Annotated in this window: 20 protein-coding genes and 1 tRNA gene; 11 read left to right on the forward strand and 10 right to left on the reverse strand. The window is 57.1% G+C overall.

All coding sequences use genetic code 11. The features are described 5' to 3' along the window. Positions 1–2: 2 nt before the first annotated feature. Positions 3–3,305, reverse strand: coding sequence for a UvrD-helicase domain-containing protein (locus ACDI13_RS06125; RefSeq protein WP_316989076.1), 3,303 nt, complete (start codon positions 3,303–3,305; stop codon positions 3–5). Beyond that, positions 3,305–5,953, reverse strand: a complete 2,649-nt coding sequence (locus ACDI13_RS06130) for a PD-(D/E)XK nuclease family protein (protein WP_316989077.1) — start codon at positions 5,951–5,953, stop codon at positions 3,305–3,307. The genes ACDI13_RS06125 and ACDI13_RS06130 overlap by 1 nt, the downstream gene beginning before the upstream one ends. A gap of 108 nt (positions 5,954–6,061) precedes the next feature. Here ACDI13_RS06130 and ACDI13_RS06135 point away from each other — a divergent pair, with 108 nt between their 5' ends. Beyond that, positions 6,062–6,874, forward strand: coding sequence for a TOBE domain-containing protein (locus ACDI13_RS06135; RefSeq protein ID WP_316989078.1), 813 nt, complete (start codon positions 6,062–6,064; stop codon positions 6,872–6,874). Here ACDI13_RS06135 and ACDI13_RS06140 read toward each other — a convergent pair. Genes ACDI13_RS06140 through modA form a run of 3 tightly spaced genes read right to left on the reverse strand, consistent with a single transcriptional unit; the run spans position 6,864 to position 9,010 of the window. Then, the gene (locus tag ACDI13_RS06140; protein WP_316989079.1) at positions 6,864–7,565 is read right to left on the reverse strand and encodes an ATP-binding cassette domain-containing protein; all 702 of its coding nucleotides are present in this window, start codon (positions 7,563–7,565) and stop codon (positions 6,864–6,866) included. The two genes, ACDI13_RS06135 and ACDI13_RS06140, sit on opposite strands and share 11 nt — an antisense overlap. Then, positions 7,562–8,242 (reverse strand): molybdate ABC transporter permease subunit, encoded by a 681-nt coding sequence (modB, locus tag ACDI13_RS06145; protein WP_316989080.1) that lies wholly within the window; start codon positions 8,240–8,242, stop codon positions 7,562–7,564. The genes ACDI13_RS06140 and modB overlap by 4 nt, the downstream gene beginning before the upstream one ends. An 18-nt stretch (positions 8,243–8,260) precedes the next feature. Continuing rightward, a complete protein-coding gene (gene modA, locus ACDI13_RS06150; RefSeq protein ID WP_316989081.1) occupies positions 8,261–9,010 on the reverse strand; it encodes a molybdate ABC transporter substrate-binding protein in 750 nt (249 codons plus the stop codon). Positions 9,011–9,197: 187 nt separating this feature from the next. Here modA and xerD point away from each other — a divergent pair, with 187 nt between their 5' ends. The 3 genes from xerD to ACDI13_RS06165 all read left to right on the forward strand — a co-directional run bounded on the left by xerD (position 9,198) and on the right by ACDI13_RS06165 (position 12,120). After that, on the forward strand, positions 9,198–10,103 hold the full coding sequence (xerD, locus tag ACDI13_RS06155; RefSeq protein WP_316989082.1) for a site-specific tyrosine recombinase XerD: 906 nt from the start codon (positions 9,198–9,200) through the stop codon (positions 10,101–10,103). 15 nt (positions 10,104–10,118) lie between these two features. Beyond that, positions 10,119–10,613, forward strand: a complete 495-nt coding sequence (gene ybaK / locus ACDI13_RS06160) for a Cys-tRNA(Pro) deacylase (protein ID WP_316989083.1) — start codon at positions 10,119–10,121, stop codon at positions 10,611–10,613. Positions 10,614–10,890: 277 nt separating this feature from the next. Next, positions 10,891–12,120, forward strand: coding sequence for an MFS transporter (locus ACDI13_RS06165; protein WP_316989084.1), 1,230 nt, complete (start codon positions 10,891–10,893; stop codon positions 12,118–12,120). Positions 12,121–12,383: 263 nt separating this feature from the next. Here ACDI13_RS06165 and ACDI13_RS06170 read toward each other — a convergent pair whose 3' ends face one another. Together ACDI13_RS06170 and ACDI13_RS06175 are read right to left on the reverse strand one after the other, a co-directional pair. Beyond that, entirely contained in the window at positions 12,384–12,863 is a 480-nt protein-coding gene (locus tag ACDI13_RS06170) for a nuclear transport factor 2 family protein (RefSeq protein WP_372372874.1), read from the reverse strand. Between the two features lie 16 nt (positions 12,864–12,879). Further along, a complete protein-coding gene (locus tag ACDI13_RS06175; protein ID WP_316989086.1) occupies positions 12,880–13,491 on the reverse strand; it encodes an NAD(P)-dependent oxidoreductase in 612 nt (203 codons plus the stop codon). 151 nt (positions 13,492–13,642) lie between these two features. On the opposite strand from ACDI13_RS06175, the gene ACDI13_RS06180 reads away from it, so the two are divergent. Beyond that, positions 13,643–14,032 carry a helix-turn-helix domain-containing protein gene (locus tag ACDI13_RS06180; protein WP_316989087.1) on the forward strand — a complete coding sequence of 130 codons (390 nt, stop codon included), beginning with the start codon at positions 13,643–13,645 and terminating at the stop codon, positions 14,030–14,032. 229 nt (positions 14,033–14,261) lie between these two features. Here ACDI13_RS06180 and ACDI13_RS06185 read toward each other — a convergent pair whose 3' ends face one another. Both ACDI13_RS06185 and ACDI13_RS06190 read right to left on the reverse strand, forming a co-directional pair. Continuing rightward, positions 14,262–14,687 (reverse strand): PACE efflux transporter, encoded by a 426-nt coding sequence (locus tag ACDI13_RS06185; protein WP_316989088.1) that lies wholly within the window; start codon positions 14,685–14,687, stop codon positions 14,262–14,264. 75 nt (positions 14,688–14,762) lie between these two features. After that, a tRNA-Arg gene (locus tag ACDI13_RS06190) sits at positions 14,763–14,837 on the reverse strand. Positions 14,838–15,389: 552 nt separating this feature from the next. Between ACDI13_RS06190 and dctP the strand changes: the two genes are divergently transcribed. Genes dctP through ACDI13_RS06220 form a run of 6 tightly spaced genes read left to right on the forward strand, consistent with a single transcriptional unit; the run spans position 15,390 to position 21,395 of the window. Beyond that, entirely contained in the window at positions 15,390–16,448 is a 1,059-nt protein-coding gene (gene dctP, locus ACDI13_RS06195; RefSeq protein ID WP_316989089.1) for a TRAP transporter substrate-binding protein DctP, read from the forward strand. Between the two features lie 26 nt (positions 16,449–16,474). Then, positions 16,475–16,996, forward strand: a complete 522-nt coding sequence (locus tag ACDI13_RS06200; protein WP_316989090.1) for a TRAP transporter small permease — start codon at positions 16,475–16,477, stop codon at positions 16,994–16,996. Continuing rightward, entirely contained in the window at positions 16,993–18,312 is a 1,320-nt protein-coding gene (locus tag ACDI13_RS06205) for a TRAP transporter large permease subunit (protein WP_316989091.1), read from the forward strand. The genes ACDI13_RS06200 and ACDI13_RS06205 overlap by 4 nt, the downstream gene beginning before the upstream one ends. A 24-nt stretch (positions 18,313–18,336) precedes the next feature. Next, a complete protein-coding gene (locus tag ACDI13_RS06210) occupies positions 18,337–18,987 on the forward strand; it encodes a GntR family transcriptional regulator (RefSeq protein ID WP_316989092.1) in 651 nt (216 codons plus the stop codon). A 35-nt stretch (positions 18,988–19,022) separates the two neighbouring features. Then, positions 19,023–19,910 carry a 4-hydroxy-tetrahydrodipicolinate synthase gene (gene dapA / locus ACDI13_RS06215; RefSeq protein ID WP_316989093.1) on the forward strand — a complete coding sequence of 296 codons (888 nt, stop codon included), beginning with the start codon at positions 19,023–19,025 and terminating at the stop codon, positions 19,908–19,910. Then, positions 19,911–21,395: an aldehyde dehydrogenase gene (locus ACDI13_RS06220; RefSeq protein WP_316989094.1), complete on the forward strand. Its 1,485-nt coding sequence runs from the start codon at positions 19,911–19,913 to the stop codon at positions 21,393–21,395. A gap of 217 nt (positions 21,396–21,612) precedes the next feature. Here the strand turns inward: ACDI13_RS06220 and ACDI13_RS06225 are convergent, their stop codons facing one another. Further along, the gene (locus tag ACDI13_RS06225) at positions 21,613–22,590 is read right to left on the reverse strand and encodes a LysR substrate-binding domain-containing protein (RefSeq protein ID WP_316989095.1); all 978 of its coding nucleotides are present in this window, start codon (positions 22,588–22,590) and stop codon (positions 21,613–21,615) included. Positions 22,591–22,676 lie beyond the last annotated feature (86 nt).

Here is a 22,676-nt window from a genome sequence, read left to right on the forward strand (position 1 = left end):
CATTAATACGGTAGCCAAAGATCGGCTCTCGGGAAATAAAGCGCCGCCTGCGCGGGCCGTCCATCCAGAGCCTGCACCTGCTCACAATAACGCTGCAATTGGGGCGCATAACGCTCCAGCATCCGGGCCTTGAAATCGTCCAGACTTTCATGCTCGGCAGGTCGTCCGGTCTTGTAATCCACCACCAGCCAGTGGTCTTCCTGGGAAATAGCCAAGTCGATAATCGACACCCGGCCACTGACATCCAGCAAGGCCCATTCCCGGTAAGCGCGGCTGACACCCAGCAGCCAACGACCACGCTCGGTTTGTACCGTTGCAGCGATGGCCTCGAACAAGGATTGGGTCGCCTCATCCAGATAGATGGCAGGCACCCCGGCCCGCAGCAATTGGCGACGCATGACGGCTCGACCCTGCTGCAGCCGTTCTACCGGCCATTCATCCAGACCTTCACGGCCCAGCTTTTCCAGCCAGTCGTGAGCAACCGTACCAATGGCTTTTTCATGCGTTGTATCCAAAGACCACTGCCAACTTTGATAGTGCGGACCAGCAGATTGCAACGGCTCCGGTGGCATGGCGGGCACGTTCACCACACGCTGCAACAATGCCGCAGAACCTTGCCCGGACTCCTCTTGCTGTCCACCCTGCTCGGCTTGCCAAACCGGGGCCTGCGGTTGCTCCAGCACAGGCCAGACACGGCTCAACAAGGAACGGCCATCCGGCTCTCGCAGGCCCTTGTCCTGGGTGATACTCAGCTCCGCAAACAGATGCAACTCCTGACGGGCACGCGTCAGGGCCACGTATAAAAGACGGTGACTTTCCTGCTCGGCACGTATGCGTTCCCGCGCCGCCAAAAACTGCGACACCGGATCGCGCTGATCGCTGCCCTTGTGACTGATCGGTCCCAAAATCAAGCGTTCGGCGCTGTGCTCCAGACGGATCAAGGGTTCAGAATCAGCCGCAGACTGTTTGTGTAAACCAAACAAAATAACGGTTTCAAACTCCAGGCCCTTGGATTTGTGAATCGTCATCACTTCCACGGCCTTGCCCGTCCCTTGCGGGGTGGCATACAAGGACTCCACACGAGCCTGCAATTGTTGCTGATCGGGCGGTCCATAGGGACACAGCTCTTCCAGCAGGCGCAAGACTTGCTCTGCATCCGCCTGATCTGCCAGGCTTGGATAGACTTGCGGCCCGCCCAAGCGCGTCCAGCACTCCTGTACCCAGGCAGCAAAAGGCATCAAACCACTACGATTGCCTTTATCCAGCAAGATCTGGCAAGCGAACAGCAAACGGTCGCGCTCATTTACATCCCAATCTTCAAAATCCTGATTGTGCGTAAGCTCGGCCAAGGTCTGCGTGGGATGCAAGGCACACAGGCGATGCAGACTATCCAAACGCAGGCCGATCAAGGGCGAGCGCAACACGGACAGCCAGGCCAGTCGATCAGCCGGATGAGCCAAGGCACGAACCAACTGCACCAAATCCGCCACCACAGGGCGCTGTTGCAAGGGTTCCAGCTCTACGGCTCGGCACGGAATGCCCTGATCGCCCAGCTTGCGCACCAGACCCTGCAAGTGCGAACGCGCCCGCACCAGAATCGCCACCGGGTGCTCGCTATTCGGATAGCGCGCCAGGGCGTGGGCCGCACACTGTACAGCCTCATCGACAGCCCGCTCCTGCGCCGCCTGCTGCGATGGCACCGTGTCCTCGCCACGCGCTACCCGAAAATGCCAGGACGGATGGAATTGCACCGCCCACTGGGGAATATCGGGCTTGAAGGCCGTCGAGTGCTCGTAAGTGACCATGCCCAGATCCGGATCAGGTCGAGCCGGAAACAGTTGCGCCCCCACCTTGTTCACCCACTCCACCAAACGCGGGTGGGAGCGAAAGTTATTGCTGAGATTCAGCGGCTCCAGCCCCACTTCGCCCAAGCGTCGCGCTTGCCAGACCTGCAGAAACAAACCCACTTCCGCCTTGCGGAAACGGTAAATGGACTGCATGGGGTCGCCCACCAGAAACAGACTGCGCCCGTCGCCCGGCTCCCAGCCACTGGTCAGGCGCTCCAGCAATTGCACCTGGGATTGGCTGGTGTCCTGAAACTCGTCCACCAGCAAATGGCGTATGGATCTGTCCATGCGCAAGAGCAGTTCGCCCGGCTCCTCCGCATCGCCCAAGGCTTGCAGGGCACGCTGTGCAATCTCGGTGAAATCGACCTCGGCTTGCTCGGCAAAACGCAGTTTCAATTGCGCCGCAGCCAGCCATAAAACCTGAATCAGATTGGACAGGACTTCTTGCTGCTGGGGGGAGTACTGCTCGGGCAGAAGACGGGCACTGGCCAAGCGGGCAATCCAGGGTTCTGCGCCCAGACAATTGCTCAGCCACTCCGTCAGCATTTCTTTTTGTGCGGTTTTCGGCGGGAAACCATTACGCACCGTCAGGCTTTTGCGCAGATCGCCTTTATCCGTCAGCAACAAGGCTGCCAGACCACGCCAGCGCGGCAAATCATCCATGACCGGGGCCAGGTTATCGCCTTGCCAATCGGCCAAGGCCAGCACATCGCCGGTTTCCAGGTTCGAGGCAGCAAAGCAGGCCAAGGGAGCCAAGGTTCGTGCCCAACCGGGAGGCAGCGCATCGCTTAACTGCTGCAACTGCTGTTCCACGACCTCTCGCAAGCTATCTTGCAACAGCGCCACATCACCGCCCTGCCCCACGGCGGGCAACCACTGATCGCGGCTGGCCAACATTCCGGCCAACAAAGCTTGCGCCTGCAGCAAATTCACATCCATATGCTCCAGAAAACGTGCCACGCTCGGCACGCTTTCCGCCATCTCCAGCGTGGCCCAGGCCGCTGCTTCGTAATGCTCCTGTGCCTTATCGGTAATAGCGGGCACCCCGCCCAGCCCCGTAATCCAGGGCATGGCACGCACCAGGTGTGCACACAAGGAGTCGATGGTACGAATACTCAAACGTGCCGGGTAGGCCAGCAAATCCCACTGCTGTTCCTGATTGCGCTGCATGGCCGCGCGCGCCAGTTCCCAGCTACGTACCCGGTAGGGTTCGGCAGGACGCTCCTGATTGGCAGCGGCCAGCTTCTCCAGCACACGCGCATGCATTTCAGCCGCAGCTTTACGGGTGAAGGTAATGGCCACAATTTCTTCTGGCCGCTGCACGCGAGCCAGCAGGGCCAGAATCCGGTCAGTCAGCAACTCTGTCTTGCCGGAGCCGGCTGGGGCTTGCACCAGAAAGGAGGACTCGGGGTCCAGAGCCCGTGCACGGGCGGGGCTATCACTAGGGGCTGTCAGCATCACACCTCTCCTCCATTGTCTTGGAGGTCTTCCTGGAACAAACGTAAAAATGGCAAAACATCGCAATACAGCAAATCGTTGCGGTTCCATATCTGGTTAGCGGCCTGCCCTTGCAGGAACTCATCGGCCAGCCCTTCCACCGCCTGCTTCCACTGTGCGATTTGCGCGGTCCACTGCTGGGCGCTTTCCAATTCGGTCAGGCCATCAATATCCATGCCGGGCGCAGCCAAACCGCTTAGCCCCACGTGACGGGCATGAAGGCGCACAAAGGCCAAGCCACTGACGGTTCGACCTTCATCCTGCAAGGCGGCTGCATAAAACGGCAATTGCAGATTCACAGGCCTGGGCCGCAGCCAATCTTTATCGGGCCTGAGTTCGCCTATGCCAGTTTTGTAGTCCATCAGCAATTGCTCGCCATCAGCCAGGTCATCCAGTCGGTCCAAGCGCAGGTTCAGACGCAGCAAGCCACGGCTCCAGCTCAATTCCTGTTCCGTCGCACCCAAGGCAAACGGCGGGCGCTGGGCTTCCTGATGCGCATACTCGTTCAAGACGGCCAGACCCCGCTCCATTTCCAGGCTGCGCAGCACCGGGCCGTAATCGGTCAGTTCTTCCTGAGCCGCCTGATCGATACACGCTTGCACCACGTCCAGCAGCGAATCCTCGCCAATCAGTTCGTGCAAGCTGTCCTGATCCTTCACACGCTGCCAGAACAGCTCAACGGCGCGGTGCAGGAACATCCCGCGAGTATTCATATCGCCCACACGGGCGTAATCGGGCAAGGCCTGACCATGCAAACGGAACTTCACAAAAGCCCACAAGGGATTGCGAGCCTGCGTATCCAGTACGCTGATCCCGCCGCGTATACGCTCTTCCAGTTTCAGGCTGGGACCTTGCTCGTCCAGCAAGGCTTCCTGTGCGACGGCCTGTTCAAGCGGCACCACCCAAGGCATTTCAAGCACAGGCCAACGCGCAATCAAAGGGCTGGGCCTCAGTTCTTGCTCTCCCTGCTGCAAAGGGGCGCTGAGCAGGACTTGATTGCCACAACGCAACAAGGCGCTCAGCATCCAGCGCGCCCACTCCAGCTCCCGCTCTGGCGTACTGCGCGGGGCTTGCACCCGGCGCAGCACCTGGGCGGGAATCAAGGGATTGGGTTTGACGGCGGCTGGCAAAATATCATCGGTCAGGCCCAACACCCATACGGCATCCCAACGCCCACCTTCCGCTTCCAGAAACCCCAGCACGTCCAGACGGGAGCGCGGGTCTCGTTGTGGCTGAAACAGATTTTCACGGGCCATGCGAGCCAGGGCACTTTGCGCCTTCAAAGCACTGATTCGCCCCAAAACAGGCGCTTGCTGCGCCAGTTGCAGCAGCAAGGCCTCCAACGCCTCCAAGGTTTGAAACTGGGCACTATCCAGACGGTTGGTTCCCGGAAAACCTAGCGCCTCCAGGCATTGGCGCATGACCGAAGCCCAGGTATCCACCCCTTGAGCGCCTGCCGATACGGACTCGAAACGCTCCATCGCCTTGACCCAGGCCAGAGCCAGTTCGGGCGTATGGAAGCTGAGCATGTCAGCAAAGTCTTTACGGCTAACTTGTGTCTTGCGGTTGTCGCGCCAGGCCTTATCAATGCGGGCACGGCCACCGGCTTCGGACTGCTCCGCCTGACACGCCCCCAAGCGCAGGGCTTGGCCCAGCATGGCCGGTTCAGCCTGCCCCTTGGTTGCCAAGGTAAACAGGGCTTTCAACCAGGCCAGGGCCGCTTCAACCACAGGCCACTCGGCCAAGGATCGGGCCGCTGCCACGTTATAGGGCAAAGCGCCTTGATCGGTATGCATGGCTTGCCGCAAGAGGCGATGCACCAGCGGTAGTTGCGTTTCCAGTTGCGCCGCCACAATGGCTACCGTGCGATTGGGATCTTCGTCCAATTGACGACGCGCCCACTGCACGGCCAAGCGCCATTCCGTATCTGCATCCTGTGCCTGCACCCGATGAACGTCTGTTGCCGGAGCCTCTTCGTGCTGCAGTTGCAGGATCTGCACCCCCATATTCTGCAAACCACTCAAAAGGCTTTGCAGACGCGGGGAGTATTCATGAAAACCGTGCAGTACCATATGACGATGACGCATATGCAAGGCCCCGGCCTGCACCGCTTTCAGGACGCGCTCGGCAGCCAGGTTCGCGTCATCCAGATCTGCCTGCTCCAGGCTTTGCCGGTAATGAGAGCGCCACTGCATGAAACGCTCGAAATCCACGCTGGCCTCACCGGGCTGCAACTCAATGCTCCACTCATCCAGCAAGGTATCGGCTTCACAAGCCAGACGCGCTGCCTGGCCTACATCCAGGAAATACCCCTCTTCCTCGCACTGCTCGATACTGTGCTCCCAACGTTGCAAGGCGGCGAAACGATCCATCTGATGCGCAGCCGGTTGCCACTGTTCCGAAAAGCAAAGCTGATCACTGGCCTGCGCCAGCCATGCCCCCAAAGGCACGATTTCCGGTACGGCAACCGTCCCGCCCGCGCCGGCCAGACGGGCTGACAAATGCCCCAGCAGGCGGCGCGCATAGCGCTTGTTCACGGTTAATACAAGCGTCTCGGCACTATTGAGCTCCTGCAATTGAGCCATGGAAACAGCAGGGGTGTCATGCATAGAAAAAACCAGTTAAGGTTGCAAGAAAACAGAACGGCCAGCAGCACTGATCCAGCCATTGTACCGGCGCTCTATCCCTAGTTTGTTCTCGCCATTACACTTACCGCCATGTCTAGTTCAAACACCCCCAATACCGAATTAACCGGCAGCCTATCGCTACGTACCGGCGACCATACCTGGGGTAGCGCCCGCCGTATGGCCTTGCTGGCAGCGATTGCCGAACAGGGTTCGATCTCTGCCGCGGCCCGTCATATTGGCATCAGCTACAAAGCGGCCTGGGATGCCATCGACATCATGAACAATATGGCAGGCGAACCGTTGGTGCTACGCAGCACAGGCGGCCATCGGGGGGGCGGTGCCACCCTGACACCCAAAGCCATCGAACTGCTGGAGCTGTACCAAACCTACGACAGGCTGCATCAGCGTTTCATGAGCCGTATTGGTCGTTTAATGCCGTCCGTGGCCACTCAGATGGAGTTACTCCAAACCATGATCATGCAAACTTCAGCCCGCAATCAACTGCCCGGCCTTGTTACCACCATCAAGACCGGCGCCGTCAACGACGAAATTCATGTGGATATTGGCCAGGGCCAAACCGTTGTTGCTTCGATTACACGGGAAAGCACGGAAAACCTGGGCCTGCGCGAAGGACAAAAAGTGCTGGCCTTTCTGAAAGCATCCTCGATCATGATAGGCACGGGCGACACCCGCAACTCTCTGTCCGCACGCAATCAGTTGCCTGGCACGATTACTGACGTCATTACCGGCGCCGTCAATGCGGAAGTGCGTCTGGAACTACCACAGGGCCTGACAGTCACCGCCAGCATCACCCTGGACAGCACACAGCGTCTGCATCTGGAAGCGGGCCAATCCGCCTATGCCTTATTCAAGGCATCCAGTGTCATGATCGCTACGCTGTAAGGGCTTCCAGTTCTGCGCTGGTACAGCACTCAATAATGCGTCCATCGCGAATACGATAAACCTCTTGGGCCAAAGCCCTGGCATCTTCAGGATCGTGCGTGATCAAGATAGTGGGAATATCGATCTGGCTTTGCAACTGAGCCAGTTCCGCCCGCAAACGAACACGCAAATCCTGATCCAGGGCCGCCAAAGGCTCATCCAGCAAAAGCAACTGAGGCTCGATAGCCAAGGCTCGCGCCAAAGCGCAACGCTGTTTTTGCCCACCCGATAACTGGGCGGGATAGCTGCTCAATACCGACTCCAGCTCAAATGCCTCCACCCAACGCTGGGCAGCCACAGGCATATCCCGCACAGAGCGGTTGAACAAACCCGTATTCAGGCCAAAGCAAATATTCTGCGCCGCAGTCAAATGCGGGAACAGGCCGTAGTCCTGAAACAGATAGGCCACCCGACGCTCACGCGGTTTCAGGTTGATGCCTGCCCCAGAATCAAAATAGACCTGACCGCCAATCTGGATGCGACCATGATCGGGCCGCAACAAGCCCGCCACACTTTGCACCGTCAAGGACTTGCCCGACCCCGAAGGCCCGTACAGGGCAATATGACGAGCCTCGGTTTGAATCTGAATGTTCAGCTCAAAATGACGGGCCTCGCTAACCACGGTGCGTTGAATCTGTACACTCAGGCTCATTGCATCCCTCTTTTACGGCGTACATGACGCGGTGACAGCGCACTGGTGCTCCACAAGACCAGCACACAGGTAATCGAAATAATGGCGACCAGCACCAGCGCCTGCTGATCCTCGCCTGCCTGCACCGCCTCGTAAATAGCGATGGACATGGTTTGGGTACGCCCCGGTATGCTGCCCGCAATCATCAAGGTCGCCCCAAACTCGCCCAAGGCTCGGGCGAACGCCAGCAACACACCAGCCATGATGCCACGCGCCGCCAAAGGCAGGCTGACGCGGAAAAAGATGGCCAGAGGCTTCAGGCCCAGTACGCTGGCCGCATTTTCCAGACGGGGGTCCACATCCTCAAAAGCCGCACGCGCTGCTTTCAAAATCATGGGGAAAGCGACAACTGTGGCAGCAATCACTGCCCCCTGCCAGGTAAAGACCAGCTCGATACCCATACTGGAGAGCCACTGCCCAAAGGTACTGCGCCGCCCCAGCAAGACCAGAAGGTAATAACCGATGACCGTAGGTGGCAAGACCATAGGCAAAGTCAGAATGGAGTCGAGCAGGTCACACCAGCGCGACTGCCAGCGTGACAGAGCGTAAGCAATGCCGATGCCCAGCACACAGGCAAACAAGGTCGCCCAACCGGCGACCTTGAGCGACAACCACAGGGGAATCCAAAATGACGTCATCCGACTATCAACATCCTATCAAGGCTTGGCAAAACCGTATTTTGCCAGCACTTGCTGCCCAGACTCGGACATGACGAAATCCTGAAAGGCCTGGGCCTTATCACTGCGACCTTCACGTTGCACCAAAGCAATCGGATAAGTGACAGGCTCGGTGGTCTTGAGCACTTCCAGCACATTCACCTTGTCTTTCATGATGGCCGCGTCAGTCGCGAACACAAAACCGGCTTCTACTTCACCACGGGCGACGTAATCGAGCACCTGACGCACGTTCTGACCCAGGATTTCGCGCTGTTTCACGACATCCCACTGACCGGCTTTTTCCAAGGCAGCCTGGGTGTAGCGGCCCACAGGCACCACAGCCGGGTTGCCCAAAGCCACGCGTTTAACGTCTGCCTTGTCCAGATCACCCACGTTTGTCACGTTGGCAGGATTATCGCTCGGTACAATCAGTACCACCTGATTCTGCACAAAATTCTTGCGGGTAGCAGGGTCCACCACCTTGGCGTCTTCCGCCTTGTTCATGGCCTTTTGGTCTGCCGAGGCAAACACATCGACCGGAGCGCCATTGACGATTTGCTGCAGCACGACATCCGATGCTGCGAAACTGGTCAGCACTTTGGTGCCGGGATGCGCTGCCTCAAACTGGCCAGCCAGTTCCTTGAAGGCATTGGTCAGGCTGGCAGCGGCGGCCACCACCAATTCATCGGCTTGCGCAGTGCCTTGCAAAAACAGGGATAAGGCGGCTACTGATACGACACGTTTGAACATTGTTTTCTCCTCCGGGACAGGGGTAACGAATGAGTATAATCAGGAAATATATATAGGTATATAGCGTAAATCTACCCTTGTGCTAAATGAAACTCATCACCCCGGAGTGATAGCATGATGGCTTTCCTGCTTTATTCCGGCTCTCAAAAACACGCCAATAGCCACGCTTTACGACTTCTCCATCCCCATGACGCAAGCCAGTCTGATTTCCGATTTCATCACCATGCTCTGGTTGCAGGACGGCCTGTCCGCCAATACACAGCAGGCATATCGGCAGGACTTGGAACGCCTGGAGGAGTGGGCTCAGCAGGAACGTGACGGCACGCCGCTGGAGCAATTGAATGCCAGCGATTTGCGCGAATGGATGGCCAGCCAGACCGGTCAGAGCAAGGCCAGCAAGGCCAGCACGGCCAACCGCAGGTTGGCCACCTTGCGCCGCTTTTACGATTGGACAGTGCAAGAAGGGATGCGGCAAGACGATCCCTGCCTGGAACTGAGCAGCGCCCGACAGGCCCCGCGTGTCCCGCATACCTTGTCTGAAGAACAGGTGGAACGCCTGCTGGCCGCACCGGATATACATCATCCCTTGGGGCTGCGCGACCGCTGCATGCTGGAAACCCTGTATGCCAGCGGTTTACGCGTCACGGAGCTGACTGAACTGCCTCTGCAAAACCTGAGCCTGAACGATGGCGTACTGCGCATCGACCAAGGCAAGGGCGGCAAAGACAGGCTGGTGCCTTTGGGGCAGGAAGCCCTGCACTGGATCGAACGCTATATGCAGGAATCTCGCCCTGCCTTGCTGGGCCAGCGTCGCAGCGACTTTGTATTTATTACCGGGCGTGGCAGTTGCATGAGTCGCCAGTCCTTTTGGTTGATCGTCAAGAAATACGCCGTGCAGGCCGGGATTCTGGCCCCCTTGTCCCCGCACGTTCTGCGTCATGCTTTTGCGACCCATTTGCTCAATCACGGTGCGGACTTGCGCGTGGTGCAGATGCTCCTGGGACACGCGGACATTTCCACAACCCAGATTTATACCCATGTGGCACGTGAACGCTTGAAAGCCTTGCACGCAGCCCATCATCCACGCGCCTGAGCGCACTCCCACGATATGGCGAAAGAAAAACACGTTAGCGAAACACCAGCCACACAGTGGCTACGTAAAAATGGCATTTACTTTACCGAACATAGCTACAACTATGTCGACCATGGCGGCGCCATGGAAGCCGCAGCCCAGTTGGGTCTGGACCTGCACCGGGTGGCCAAGACCCTGATCATGGAAGATGAAAACGCCAAGCCCTTGATCATCGTGATGCACGGCGACCGTGAAGTCTCTACCAAGAACCTGGCTCGTCAAACGGGCGCAAAGAAAATCGCCCCTTGCAAACCGGAGGTGGCCCAGCGCCATTCGGGCTATATGGTGGGTGGTACCTCGCCCTTTGCCACCCGCAAGGCCATGCCGGTGTGGCTGGAAGAGGAACTGCTGGAGTTCGACACCATCTACATCAATGGTGGCCGACGCGGCTATTTGCTGGGTATCAATCCCCAGGTTCTGATCGACCAGCTAGGCGCACGTTCAGTGCAGGCGGGTCTGGAAAAAGGCTGATCTTACTTAGCAGCAGGTATAAAAAAGACGGCGCTGTCAGCCCGTCTTTTTTTATGTCCCGCGCTTGCTTGAGCCATCAAACGCCGCACTAAACGGCCTGCTTCCGCTCCCTGCACTTCCTGCCACGCGCAGCCACCACCTCCTCCTCCCGCCCCCCTGCACTGGATAGCAGCGCGCGACAGCACTGTCCGCCCAGTCGCTTTTCACAAGACAAGGTGATTGCACCGCTTTGACATTTCGCCAGATAATTCAAATCTGAATAATAAGAGGGGACCCCATGTTTCAATCCTTGCGCCAGCCCGCTGTCATGACGGTGACGTTGGCGGCTGCTGGCATCCTGATGGTTACCATGGGGATACGCCAATCCTTTGGCCTGTTCGTTGGCCCCATTGATAAGGCTACCGGCATGGGCATCATGTCCATCAGCTTTGCCATGGCCGTGGGCCAACTTGCCTGGGGGGCGATACAACCGATTGCCGGTGCCTGTTCCGACCGTTGGGGCCCGGACCGGGTTCTGATCGCGGGTCTTCTGATTCTGGCATTGAGCTGTGCCGTCACACCGTTTATTGACACGGGGCTGGGCCTGACCTTGACGCTGGGCCTGCTGGCCAATATTGGCTCGGGTGCAGCCAGCTTCTCCACTCTGATTGGCGCGGCTGCCCAACGTATTCCCGATCACGCTCGTGGTCAGGCCTCGGGCCTGATCAATGCCGGCGGCTCCTTCGGCCAGTTCGTCTTTGCTCCCGTGGTGCAGAAGCTGATCGGCTGGGTGGGCTGGATGTCGACCTTTTGGGTCCTGGCCCTGACCGCCCTGCTGACCCTGCCCCTGATCCGCAAACTAAGCCCTGGCAGCAAAGCCCAAAAGACAGCCGCCGCCCCCCGCCCCGCTCCTGTTACCAGCGGTCCGGGGCTGACCGAGACATTGAAAAACGCCATGACAGATCGCAGCTACTTGCTGCTGAGCCTGGGTTTTTTCACCTGCGGTTTCCACATTGCCTTTCTGGTCACCCACTTGCCGGGGGAAATTGACCTGTGCGGACTGCCACCATCGGTAGCAAGCTGGTCGCTGGCCCTGATCGGCCTGGCCAATATCTTTGGCAGTATCGCCGCCGGTTCCTGCATTGCCCGCTGGCGCAGCAAGTATGTACTGGCACTGATGTATGCCTCGCGCGCTGTGCTGATCCTGTGGTACTTGATGATGCCGAAAACCGATCTGGTGTTCTACATCTTTGCCATCGGTCTGGGGCTGACTTGGCTGGCGACCGTACCCCCTACTGCCAATATCGTCGCCAAGCTGTTTGGCACGCGCTATCTGGCCACCCTGTTTGGCCTGGCCTTGTTCTCGCACCAGATCGGCGGCTTTTTAGGCGCATGGCTAGGTGGTATCGCCTTGACCCGCTTTGGTGATTACAGCTGGATGTGGTGGGCAGATATTGTGTTGGCTACACTGGCTGCCATCGTTAATTTGCCGATACGCGAAGCCAAGATCAAGATGCAGCCGGCCTGAACGCATAAAATGAGGTATGGCCTTGATATGCTCGGGCCTCCCATCCAGAAAACAAATCTGACAGCCATACCTTGTGTTGACGGACAGCGACCTGCCCTGGGCAGACTCCCCAATCCAGGTGCCTGAGACCACGTAGACGTTCACTTCGCTCCACTGAGCCATGAACAAAAAGACCTGCCAAGAATGACAGGTCTTTTTTCTGGCCCAAACACAGATCCCCTACTGCTCAAAGCAGGCACCTGTCACCCCAAACAATAAGGTCTTTAAAACATGGTGTTGCTATTAGCGGCCTGCTCCGGCACCGCCTGAATCACATCCCAGTGCTCCACAATCTTGCCGTCTTTCACCCGAAAAATATCAATCACCGCCTGACCGCGATCGGCCTTGCCATTGGTCGAATGCACATGCAGATAAACCAAATCGCCGTCTGCGGCACTGCGCACAATCCGTGCGCGAGACTGCGGGTTCTCTTTGAAGTAGCCATCAAAATAGCCCACAAAAGATGCCTTTCCGTCCGGCACTTCCGGGTTGTGCTGGATATAGTCCTCGGCCACCACTGTCGCCGCTTCCTGCACCTGATGCTTGTTAAAGAACCTATCGTAAAAATTAACCACTAGCGTGCGATTGCTCTCTTCCTGAGCCACATCACGAGTCTGCGAATTGGCAGCCAACGCTGCATTTGTGCTCAACAAGAAAGAGCCCGCTAATAAAACTGGAGATACCCATCGGATTACCCCTTTCATCAATCGCATTCCTAGTTCAATAACCTACGGTAAAACGCTGGCGCGAATGGGCGGGACGTTCAATCTCGTCCACCAAAGCGATGGCGTAATCTTCATAAGAAATCTTGCTGCCTTGATCGGAGACCAAAAGACTGTCTTTACCCACACGAAATGTACCCGTGCGCCGGCCGGGACCAAACTCTGCCGAGGGCGACAGGAAAGTCCAATCCAGCTCTTTTTCCTGACGTAGCTGATCCAGAAAGGCAATGCCACCCAAGGCCTCGGTACGGTAGGCATCCGAGAAAACAGGCTGATCAATCAATCGCTGACCAGGAGCCACTTCCAGACTGGCTGCACCGCCCACCACCAGATAACGCGGCACACCAGCCGCACGAACCGCCGTAATCAGCTTGGAGGGATCCGACGAGGCGAAGCGAACGGCGCTGATCGCCACATCGTGCCCTTTCAACAGCGCGATCAAACCGTCCAGATCATTCACATCACCCTGAACAGCCGTGACATTGGGCAGGCTGGCAATTTTTTCAGGATGGCGAGCAATCGCTGTCACCGTATGACCGCGATCCGAGAGTTCTTTCAAAAGGCGCGAACCGACTTCGCCAGAAGCACCTATCAATGCAATACGAGACATAACCGCTCCTTGTGTGCTCAAATAAAGACCTGGTCTATAAAGTAGACCATAAAGCGTGATGCTAGACAGTTTTTTGACAGTCCACAAGAAGTCACGCTGGCCATACTAGGTCACACGCAAGTGACTATTGAACACAGGAGAGCAAGTCGCCATGTCCTCATCAAGCACCACTACACAGGCTTGCAGCCTGATACAGGAAGAATTTGAGCAACCCTGTCCCATCCGGGATGTGCTGGATCGAATTGGTGACCAATGGAGCCTGCTGATCCTGGAATCCTTGGCGCCAGGCACCCTGCGCTTTAACGAGCTGGGCCGGGAAATCGGCGATATTTCCCGTCAAATGCTCTCGCGCACGCTCAAGCGCCTGGAAACGGATGGGTTTGTACAACGGACCTTGTATGCAGAAGTGCCACCACGCGTGGAATACACGCTGACCGAATTGGGGCAATCCTTTCTGGTGCCCATGCGGGAGCTGGTGAAGTGGGCGGACGTCCATCACGCGCGTATCTGTCAGGCACGTCGGGAATCCCAATCGGGCTAACCATACCCGGATGCACCTGACGGTGCATTACGCCCCACATCATGTACCAATCTGCCCACCTCCCGTATTCACCAACCCCATTTGACAGCCAGGCCTGAACGAACGGTCCTACCCCGAATGCCCGTACCCACCCTAAACCTGAGTCGGAGGGGACGCCACCTTGTCAGCCCCAGGTAGGCAACAAAAAAGCCGCATTACGCGGCTTTTTCTATCTACGGGGGCAACGACTTCAAGCCGCACTGGCCGGCAAGCCAAACACCCGGTCAAAGGTCCAACTAAAGATAAAAGAGTAGATCAGGAAGAACACCAGAATGGCCACTTCCATACGCAACGCCTCCATCAAGCCGACCTGATACCACCACATATACAAAGGCACGATGGCAATCACCAAACCCGCCTCAAAACTGATGGCATGCACGCTACGGCGCAACAGGCTGCGACCTTTGACCGTTTGGCGAGACTCCCAATACTCAAAGGCGGTGTTGAACACGTAGTTCCACACAATTGCAATCACCGAGATCGCCACTGCAATAGGTGCAGACTCGGAGGCCTTCCCACCGGCAAAATACGCCAGCAAGAAAGAAGAAAAAACAATGGCAAAAAACTCAAACACACCCACGTAAAACACGCGGCGTTTCCAACCTTGGAGTGTCATGGCTAAGCTGCTTATGCGCACGCCCCGCAGCCCCAAGATCAAGGAGCCAAGAGAACAGTGCGATTAAAAATACGATGGCGGGCCCAGCAGGAATCGAACCTGCAATCTTCCCTTAGGAGGGGAAAGTTATATCCATTTAACTATGGGCCCGGCGGGCTTTCTGTGGAGTGGGCCCACGCGGGCCAGACACCACATACACCGCAGGAATACAAGCTTTGCAACACACAAAGGCAGAGCTGACGCCTTTTCTTGTCTACAAAAAACCAAGCATTTTCCCGCCAGGTGCAGCCGAAAGTGCTGCAGCAAAAGGACCATCAAAAACACCTGTCCTGCCGCTGTGCACTTCTCAGAAAAGCAGCCGCAAAGTGTACCAGCTAGACCGCCGAGGTGAAAGGATTGAAACAGCCAAACAGAGTCGCCCTGTGATACCTCGAACAAGCCCGCACGCATCCAGATCACGCCTGACTCCGTCGCTCGAAAATCCGCTTCGACACCCGATCAGAAAAGGCCTTCCCTTGCCTTGCCGCTAACGAAAAAATCTCAAGCCCCGCCTATAAAGCCATCCCCAGCTCTTTCTAGGACAAACCCCAATCTAAATATGTTGTTAATATATTTAGAAAATATTAAGATTTGTCCCATGCTCTGAAACAGCCCATTGGTCAGTGACAGAGCTGGACTATAAAAAAACCACCGGAGACAAACATGAAATCCAAACTTGTTGCATCCACATTGACCAGCCTGTTGTTGCTAAGCGGCATCGCCTCGGCACAAGCGGCCGAAATCAGTTGGCGCGTACCGACATCGGTACCCGAAGGCTCCCCGTTTTATCAGAACTTTCTGGAACGTTTCGCAAAGAATGTAAAGCTCATGACGGGTGATCGCGTCGAGATTCAGCCCTTTGGAGCCGGTGTGATCGTTCCTGCCCTTAAAGTCTTTGAAGCGGTAGAGACAGGCGTTGTGGAAGCGGGCCACTCCACCTCCAGCTATCTGGTCAATCAGGACCCGGCTAACGCGATTTTTGCGGGCTATCCCGGCGGCATGGGGCCCGATGCCTATCGTGTCTGGCTGTATGAAGGCGGTGGCAAGGAAAAGCTGCAGGAACTACGTGCCAAAAATGGTCTGAAAACCATGATTGTGGGGCTGGGTTCAACCGAAGTCCTGGCACACTCCAATACGCCTATCCGAACCGCTGAAGATCTGAAAGGACTGAAGTACCGTACCTCCGGTGCCTGGGCCGATGTGATGAAAGACTATTTCGGAGCCGTTCCCACGGTGGTTCCTCCCGGCGATACCTACACCCTGCTGCAACGCAAAGGGGTGGATGCCGTGGAATGGGCAACCCCTTCCTCCAATACGCCAGAAGGCTTTCATCAGGCGGCCAAATACATCGTTGTGCCGGGTGTACACCAGCCTACGTTTATGTGGGAAGTCGTTCTCAAGCAGGAAACCTGGGACAAAGTGCCCGCCGACCTGCAGCCACTCATTGAAGCGGCTGCCGAGCTGACCACGCATCAATCGCTGGACTACTTCTATAACGCCGACATCAAGGCCATGGAAAAGTATCGCCAGGGACGCAACGAAGTCATCACCCTGGATCCCGCTTTCATTAAACAATTGGCCGAGGCTGGCAATGACTGGGTACACAAGAAAGCAGAAGCCCAGGCACAGTCCGGCAACGATTACATGAAAAACCTGCTGACGGACTACGATGGCTTTCTGACTCGCTGGCGCAGCGAAAGCAATTACTTGATCCGCGACTAAGTCCTACTTTCTGAAGGAGAGCTGCCATGCTGCAGCCTATTTCAAAACTGATCGACTTTGTTGCCCTTGCCAGTGCCAGGTTGGCGCAGTTGGCTGCAGCCATCCTGGTCACGGCCATGGTGTGGGAAGTCTTTGCCCGCTACGTCTTGCATGCGCCGACAGTCTGGGCCTTCGATATTGCGTACATGATGAACGGGGCTATCTTTCTGCTGGGCATGGCCTGGGTCATGCGTCAGAACGAACACATCAGCATTGATGTGGTTCGCAAGCACTTGCCCAAGTCCTTCGCCCGTATTTCAGATGTGCTTCTATACCTGCTGGTGCTGTTTCCCCTGTTTGCCGTATTGAGCAAGGTTGGCATCAACAAAGCCTGGATGGCCTGGAAGCTGAATGAAGTGGAAATGGTCAGCCCCTGGGCTCCGGTGATGTGGCCGTTCTACGTCTGCATTGCCATTGGTCTGGTCGCCTTCACCTTGCAACTGCTGGCGCATGGCTTGCGCTGCGCGGTCAAAGGACAAAACCATACTGAGGTCGAGGTGAACCCATGAACCTATGGATTGCCGGACTGATGTTTCCCGCCCTGTTCCTGTTGGTTTTCCAGGGCATGCCCGTGGCGTTTGCACTGATCCTGCCCGCTTTTCTGGCGGGTTGGTACGCCTTTGGCCCCATGGTCTTTGACCAGATGTACGGTGCGCTGTATGGAGCTGCCACCAACCATATCCTGTCAGCCATTCCCATGTTCGTACTGATGGGGGCCCTGCTGGAGCGTTCCGGTATTGCTGCCCGTCTGTTTCGCGCCATGCAGTTATGGCTGGGCGGTCTGCCAGGCGGGCTGGCTATTGCCACCATTGCCATGGCCGCCACCTTTGCGGCCGCAGCCGGTGTGGTGGGTGCGGTCGAAATCATGGTGGGTTTAATGGCCATCCCGGCCATGAAACGCTTTCGCTACAACAACTCCCTGATCGCCGGCACGATCTGCGCTGGCGGGTCGCTGGGCACCATGATCCCTCCATCAGTGGTCGCGGTCGTCTACGCTTCCCTGGCACAGGTTCCGGTGGGAGAGTTATTTGCCGCCATGCTCTTTCCGGGTCTATTGATGAGCACGCTGTTTGTGGGCTATATCCTGATTGCCTCCACGCTCAAGCCAGAGTTGGGGCCAAGGGCGGATGACGAAGACATGCGCCGGCCTCTGGGTGAAAAAATCAGTATTACGATGCGTGGTCTGGTTCCCATGATGCTGCTGATCATCGCTGTTCTGGGTTCTTTGATGAAAGGGATTGCATCGCCCACCGAGGCAGCGGCCCTGGGCGCGGCGGCCGCCGCTGTCCTGTGCATTTTCTACCGTCAGTTCAACTGGGAAGTTTTCAGCGGAGCATTACGGATTACGGTGCGCATTACAGCGATGATCATGCTGATTGTGGCCGGGGGCACGATGTTCACCGGCGCCTTCGCTGCCAATGGTGGCGCCAAGCTGGTAAACATGCTGACCAGTGATCTGGGCCTGGGCAGCACAGGTACGATCATTTTGTTTCTGGGCATCGTATTTCTGCTGGGCTTTGTGCTGGACTGGACCGCCAACGTCCTGATTTGCGTACCGCTGTTCCTGCCCTTTATTGTGGCAACCGGGCTGGATCCCCTGTGGTTTGGCGTGATGATGATTGTTGTTATTCAAACCAGCTATCTGACGCCGCCTCTGGCCTCATCCATTTTCTACCTCCTGTCCATTGCCCCAAAAGACATGACATACGGGCAAGTTTGTCGAGGAGTCCTGCCATTTATTCTTGCTCAGTTACTGACCTTGCTGATCGTCGCTCTGTTTCCCGCGATTGCCACTTGGTTACCCCAGCAAGTATCCGGTTTTTAACCCCATTTTTATATTGGAGTCTCTGTGAGTAGCGCCCCCGCCTCTTCTTCTCGTGCCGCTGAAACCGCCTATCAGGCGATTGAGCAGCTAATAGCCACACTCAAACTGGAGCCAGGTCAGGCCATTGTGGAAAGTGATCTGGTGGAAATGACGGGTTTGGGACGCACCCCCTTGCGTGAAGCTCTGATGCGCATGGTGGCCCTGGGATTGATCGAGCAACAACCACGCCGCGGTCTGCGTGTCAGTGAAATCCGTGTGGCTGAGCATCTGACTCTGATTGAAACGCGCCGGGTTCTGGAGCGCCTGATTGTGCAGGGAGCCGCCCGCTGGGCGACCCCTGCCCAACGCAGCGCCTTGCTCGGTCACGCCCAGGCCATGGTGGATGCCGCCAACGCCAAGGATATCGACGCCTATATGCTGGCCGACCAGCATTTGGACGAAGTGATCCACCAGGCCTGTCGCAACACCTTTGCTGTGCAAGCGGTCACGCCCATGATCGTTCAGTGCAGACGATTTTGGTACGCCTATCAATATGAAGGCGACCTGGAAGCCGGAGCCCAGGCTCATTTCACACTGGCGGAAGGCATCCAGGATGGAAACCCCGACCTGGCCTTGCAAGGCTCTGAAACGCTCATGGCCTACCTGAGCGCCTTCACCCGCAAGGTCATTGAGTAAACCGATAGACCAACGACTAATAATCTGGAGACATCATGAAACTGAACGGAATTCTCGTTCCCATCGTTACCCCGTTTGACGCCAACAACCAGTTAAACGAGCAAGCCCTGGAGCGTCTGGTGGAGTGCTTTATCGAGGCTGGCGTAGGGGGAATTGTGGCTTGCGGCACAACAGGCGAGTACTACGCGCTAAGCGCACAAGAGCGTCGCCGTGTGCTGGAGATTGTTGCCAACACCGGCCGTGGCCGCACAACACTGATTGCCGGTGTGAACTCCATGTCACCTGCCGAAGCCATCAGCCGAATCCGTGAAGCCGAGGAGCTGGGATACGAGGCGCTGATGCTCTCTCCCACCCCCTACAGTCTGCCGGGCCAAAATGAAGTGGTGGCATATTTCAAAGAAGTCGCCGCCGCCACCGAATTGCCGATTGTCATGTACAACTTCCCGGCACGCATCGGCATTCAGATCGAGCTTGAATCCGTTTACGAACTGGCCACGGTCAAGAACATTGTGGGTATCAAGGAGAGCAGCGGTAATTTCAGCCGAGTGGTTGCCATGGTCAATGCCAATCTGCCCGACTTCCAGGTTGTTTGCGGCTGTGATGATCAAGCCGCCGATTTCTTGTTCTGGGGTGTCCGTAGCTGGATCAGTGGCGGGGCCAATGTATTTCCTGCCGAACAAGTCCAAATGCTCAAAGCAGCGGAACAAGGGGACTGGGACAGCGTGCGCCGCATGATGGCCGCCATGTTGCCCGCTATTGCCGCCATGGAGTCGGGTAACTACAACCAGAAAGCCAAACTGGGCTGCGTGCGTCACGGCATTGATGTCGGTTCGGTACGCCTGCCCCTGCTCCCAGTCGACGCACAGGAACGGGATGACTTTCTGGCACAAATCAACGCTTACCAAGTCGAACAGGAGGCTTGAATGCCCACGCAGAAAGAAACAATCTTTGAGTTGGCCCGTACCGGAAAGCTGCATGCTTCCCATTTGATTCCTGGTCACCCAACTACGGCTTCGGCCTTGCTTGATAACATCAGCCCTATCGACCTGGCCGTGATTGGCAAGATCTCCGCCGGTCAAACCTCGGATGTACAAGCGGCGGTCACTGCTGCGCGCACAAGCTTTGAATCCGGGGAATGGTCCGAGCTATCTCCGGCTGACCGTAAGAAGATCATGCTCAAGTGGGTGGCCTTGCTGGAGCAACACGCCGAGGAACTGGCTGCACTCGATTGCGTGGATGCAGGCAAACCCATCACCGAGTGCCTGAACACCGATATGCCGGCCACCATCGATACCTTTAGCTGGTATGCAGAAACGGCCGATAAATGCTTTGGTCGAATTTCCCCCACTGGCTCAGAGGCGCTGGGTTTGATCACCCAAGAACCCATTGGTGTGGTGGCTGCCGTATTGCCCTGGAACTTCCCAGCCCAGATGTACGCCTGGAAAGTGGCCCCTGCTCTGGTCTGCGGCAACTCGGTCATTGTGAAGCCGTCCGAGCTGACCAGTCTGAGCGCCTACCGCATGACACAACTGGCGCATCAGGCAGGCATCCCGGAAGGGGCGCTCATTCTGATCACAGGCACAGGGGAAGACGTAGGAGAACCGCTGGGACGACATGAGGACGTGGACATCGTGTCGTTCACCGGCTCCACCGAAGTAGGACGCCTGTTCCTGAAATATTCTGCGGAAAGCAATCTAAAAGAAGTCGTGCTGGAATGCGGCGGCAAAAGCCCCCAGGTCATTTTTGAGGATGCCCGGCTGGACGAAGCGGTTCCCTCCATCCTGGCGGCCGCCTTCTGGAACATGAGCGAAAACTGCAGTTGCGGTTCCCGCCTGATCGTCCACAGCAGCCTGAAAGACACACTGCTACACAAGCTCACGCAAGGGCTGGAGTCCTGGAAAGTGGGCTTGCCTACAGACCCGGACGTGTCCATCGGTCCGATGGTCGAAAAAGCGCACTTTGAAAAAGTGGCCAGCTTTCTGCAGAACCCCGGTAAAAACGCCCAACTGGTTCATGGTGGGCGTGTCCACAGTGACCTGGGCAGTGGCTGGTACATCGAACCCACCATCTTCGATCACATCACCCCGCAAGACCGCCTGTTCCAGGAAGAAGTGTTCGGCCCCATCCTGGCCATCACAACCTTCGAGACAGAAGAGCAAGCCATCGCCTTGGCGAACGACACCCAATACGGCCTGGCCGCCTCCATCTACACACTGGATGTGCGGCGCGCACAGCGTGTCTCGCGCAAGATCAAGGCAGGCACCGTGTCGGTGAATGGTTTTTCCGAAGGGGATATCACCGCACCTTTTGGCGGCTTCAAACTGTCCGGTTTTGGCGGCAAGGACAAGGGAATGGAAGCCCTGGATCAATACCAGCAAACCAAGGCGATCTGGTATGTGAACCAGTAAGCCGCTGCTTGCATAACCCAGGCAGCAACAAGCAGACCGCTGTACACCGCCCCCCTCTCAGACTCCTGGACATGAAAGCGGGGGCGGTGCTTGTCAATGAGCGGCTCCGGTTTCTTAGGCAGGTATGACATCCTGCCCTCAGGTCCCGCCCGGCCCGCTCGACATAGGGCATTCACGATGTAGCACCGGCAATCAGTCCACAACAGACAGAACGCCACTAGTAGAAAAAAGCCCCCCGCTCCAAGGGCACCGTCTTATCAGTACACACCCGTTTCAGCTCCTGCGCGAACAGCTTGTCCACCGGACGCTGCTGACCGGCCACCCGTGTAAAGAGCGCGATAGGCGACAAGCCCCACTCAAAGGAGTACGGCACCATCGCCACGCCGGACACGCGTACCAATTCTTCAGCAATTTCGGTCGGCACCACAGATACAGCACGGGAGTGATTCACGATCAACTCCCCAATCAGCTTGGGCGACGAAGTCTCTACGCTGGGCACAGGCTCCAACAAGCCTGCCCGTAAAAACAGGTTCGCCACCTGCCGCCGCATCGGGGTATTGCGCGGTCCCAGAATCCAGTCCAGATCCTGCAATTGCGCCCAGTCCAGCTTGCGTCGCCCCAATCGACCCGCCAGTTCCCGGCTGGCAATCAGGCGTGGTTGCTGCGCGTACAAGGCCTCATGGCGCAGCCCTTTCATATTCAAATCCGCAGAGCTGCGTGCAACGACGGCATCCAGGGCATGATCGCGCAATTGTTCCAGCAGGGTTTCCGTCAGCCCTTCGGTCATGCTGACAGAAACCACCTGCCCGTGAGGGCGGGTTGCCCGCAAAGCCGTGGAAACCAGTTTTCCGGACACAAAGGGAATCACACCCAGGCGCAAATGCGCCTGCCGCCCCATGCTATGCGCCTGCAGATCCAGACTTAACAGTTCCATATCCTGCACCATGGCCCGAGCGCGTGAAATCACGATCTGCCCTTGTGGTGTTGCCTCCATGCCACGGGAGGAGCGCAAGAACAGCGGCGTGCCAAAAACTTGTTCCACCTCGGCCAGGGCCTGGGTCACCGCAGGCTGGCTCATCGCCATTAAATCCGCCACTTTGGTCAGCGAGCCCAGACGTTCGATCTCAATCAGCAAAGCCAAGTGACGCAGCTTGAGTCGTTGCACCAAGCGATGCGCGATATCGTTTGTTTCCAAGCTCTTACCCTACCCATAAGCATTTACTAATGGGGTAATAATAAGCCCTAATATCCAAACCTGTTTAATTATCTACACTTGTTGAA

The organism is Alcaligenes faecalis (assembly GCF_041521385.1).
GTDB lineage: Bacteria > Pseudomonadota > Gammaproteobacteria > Burkholderiales > Burkholderiaceae_B > Alcaligenes > Alcaligenes faecalis_E.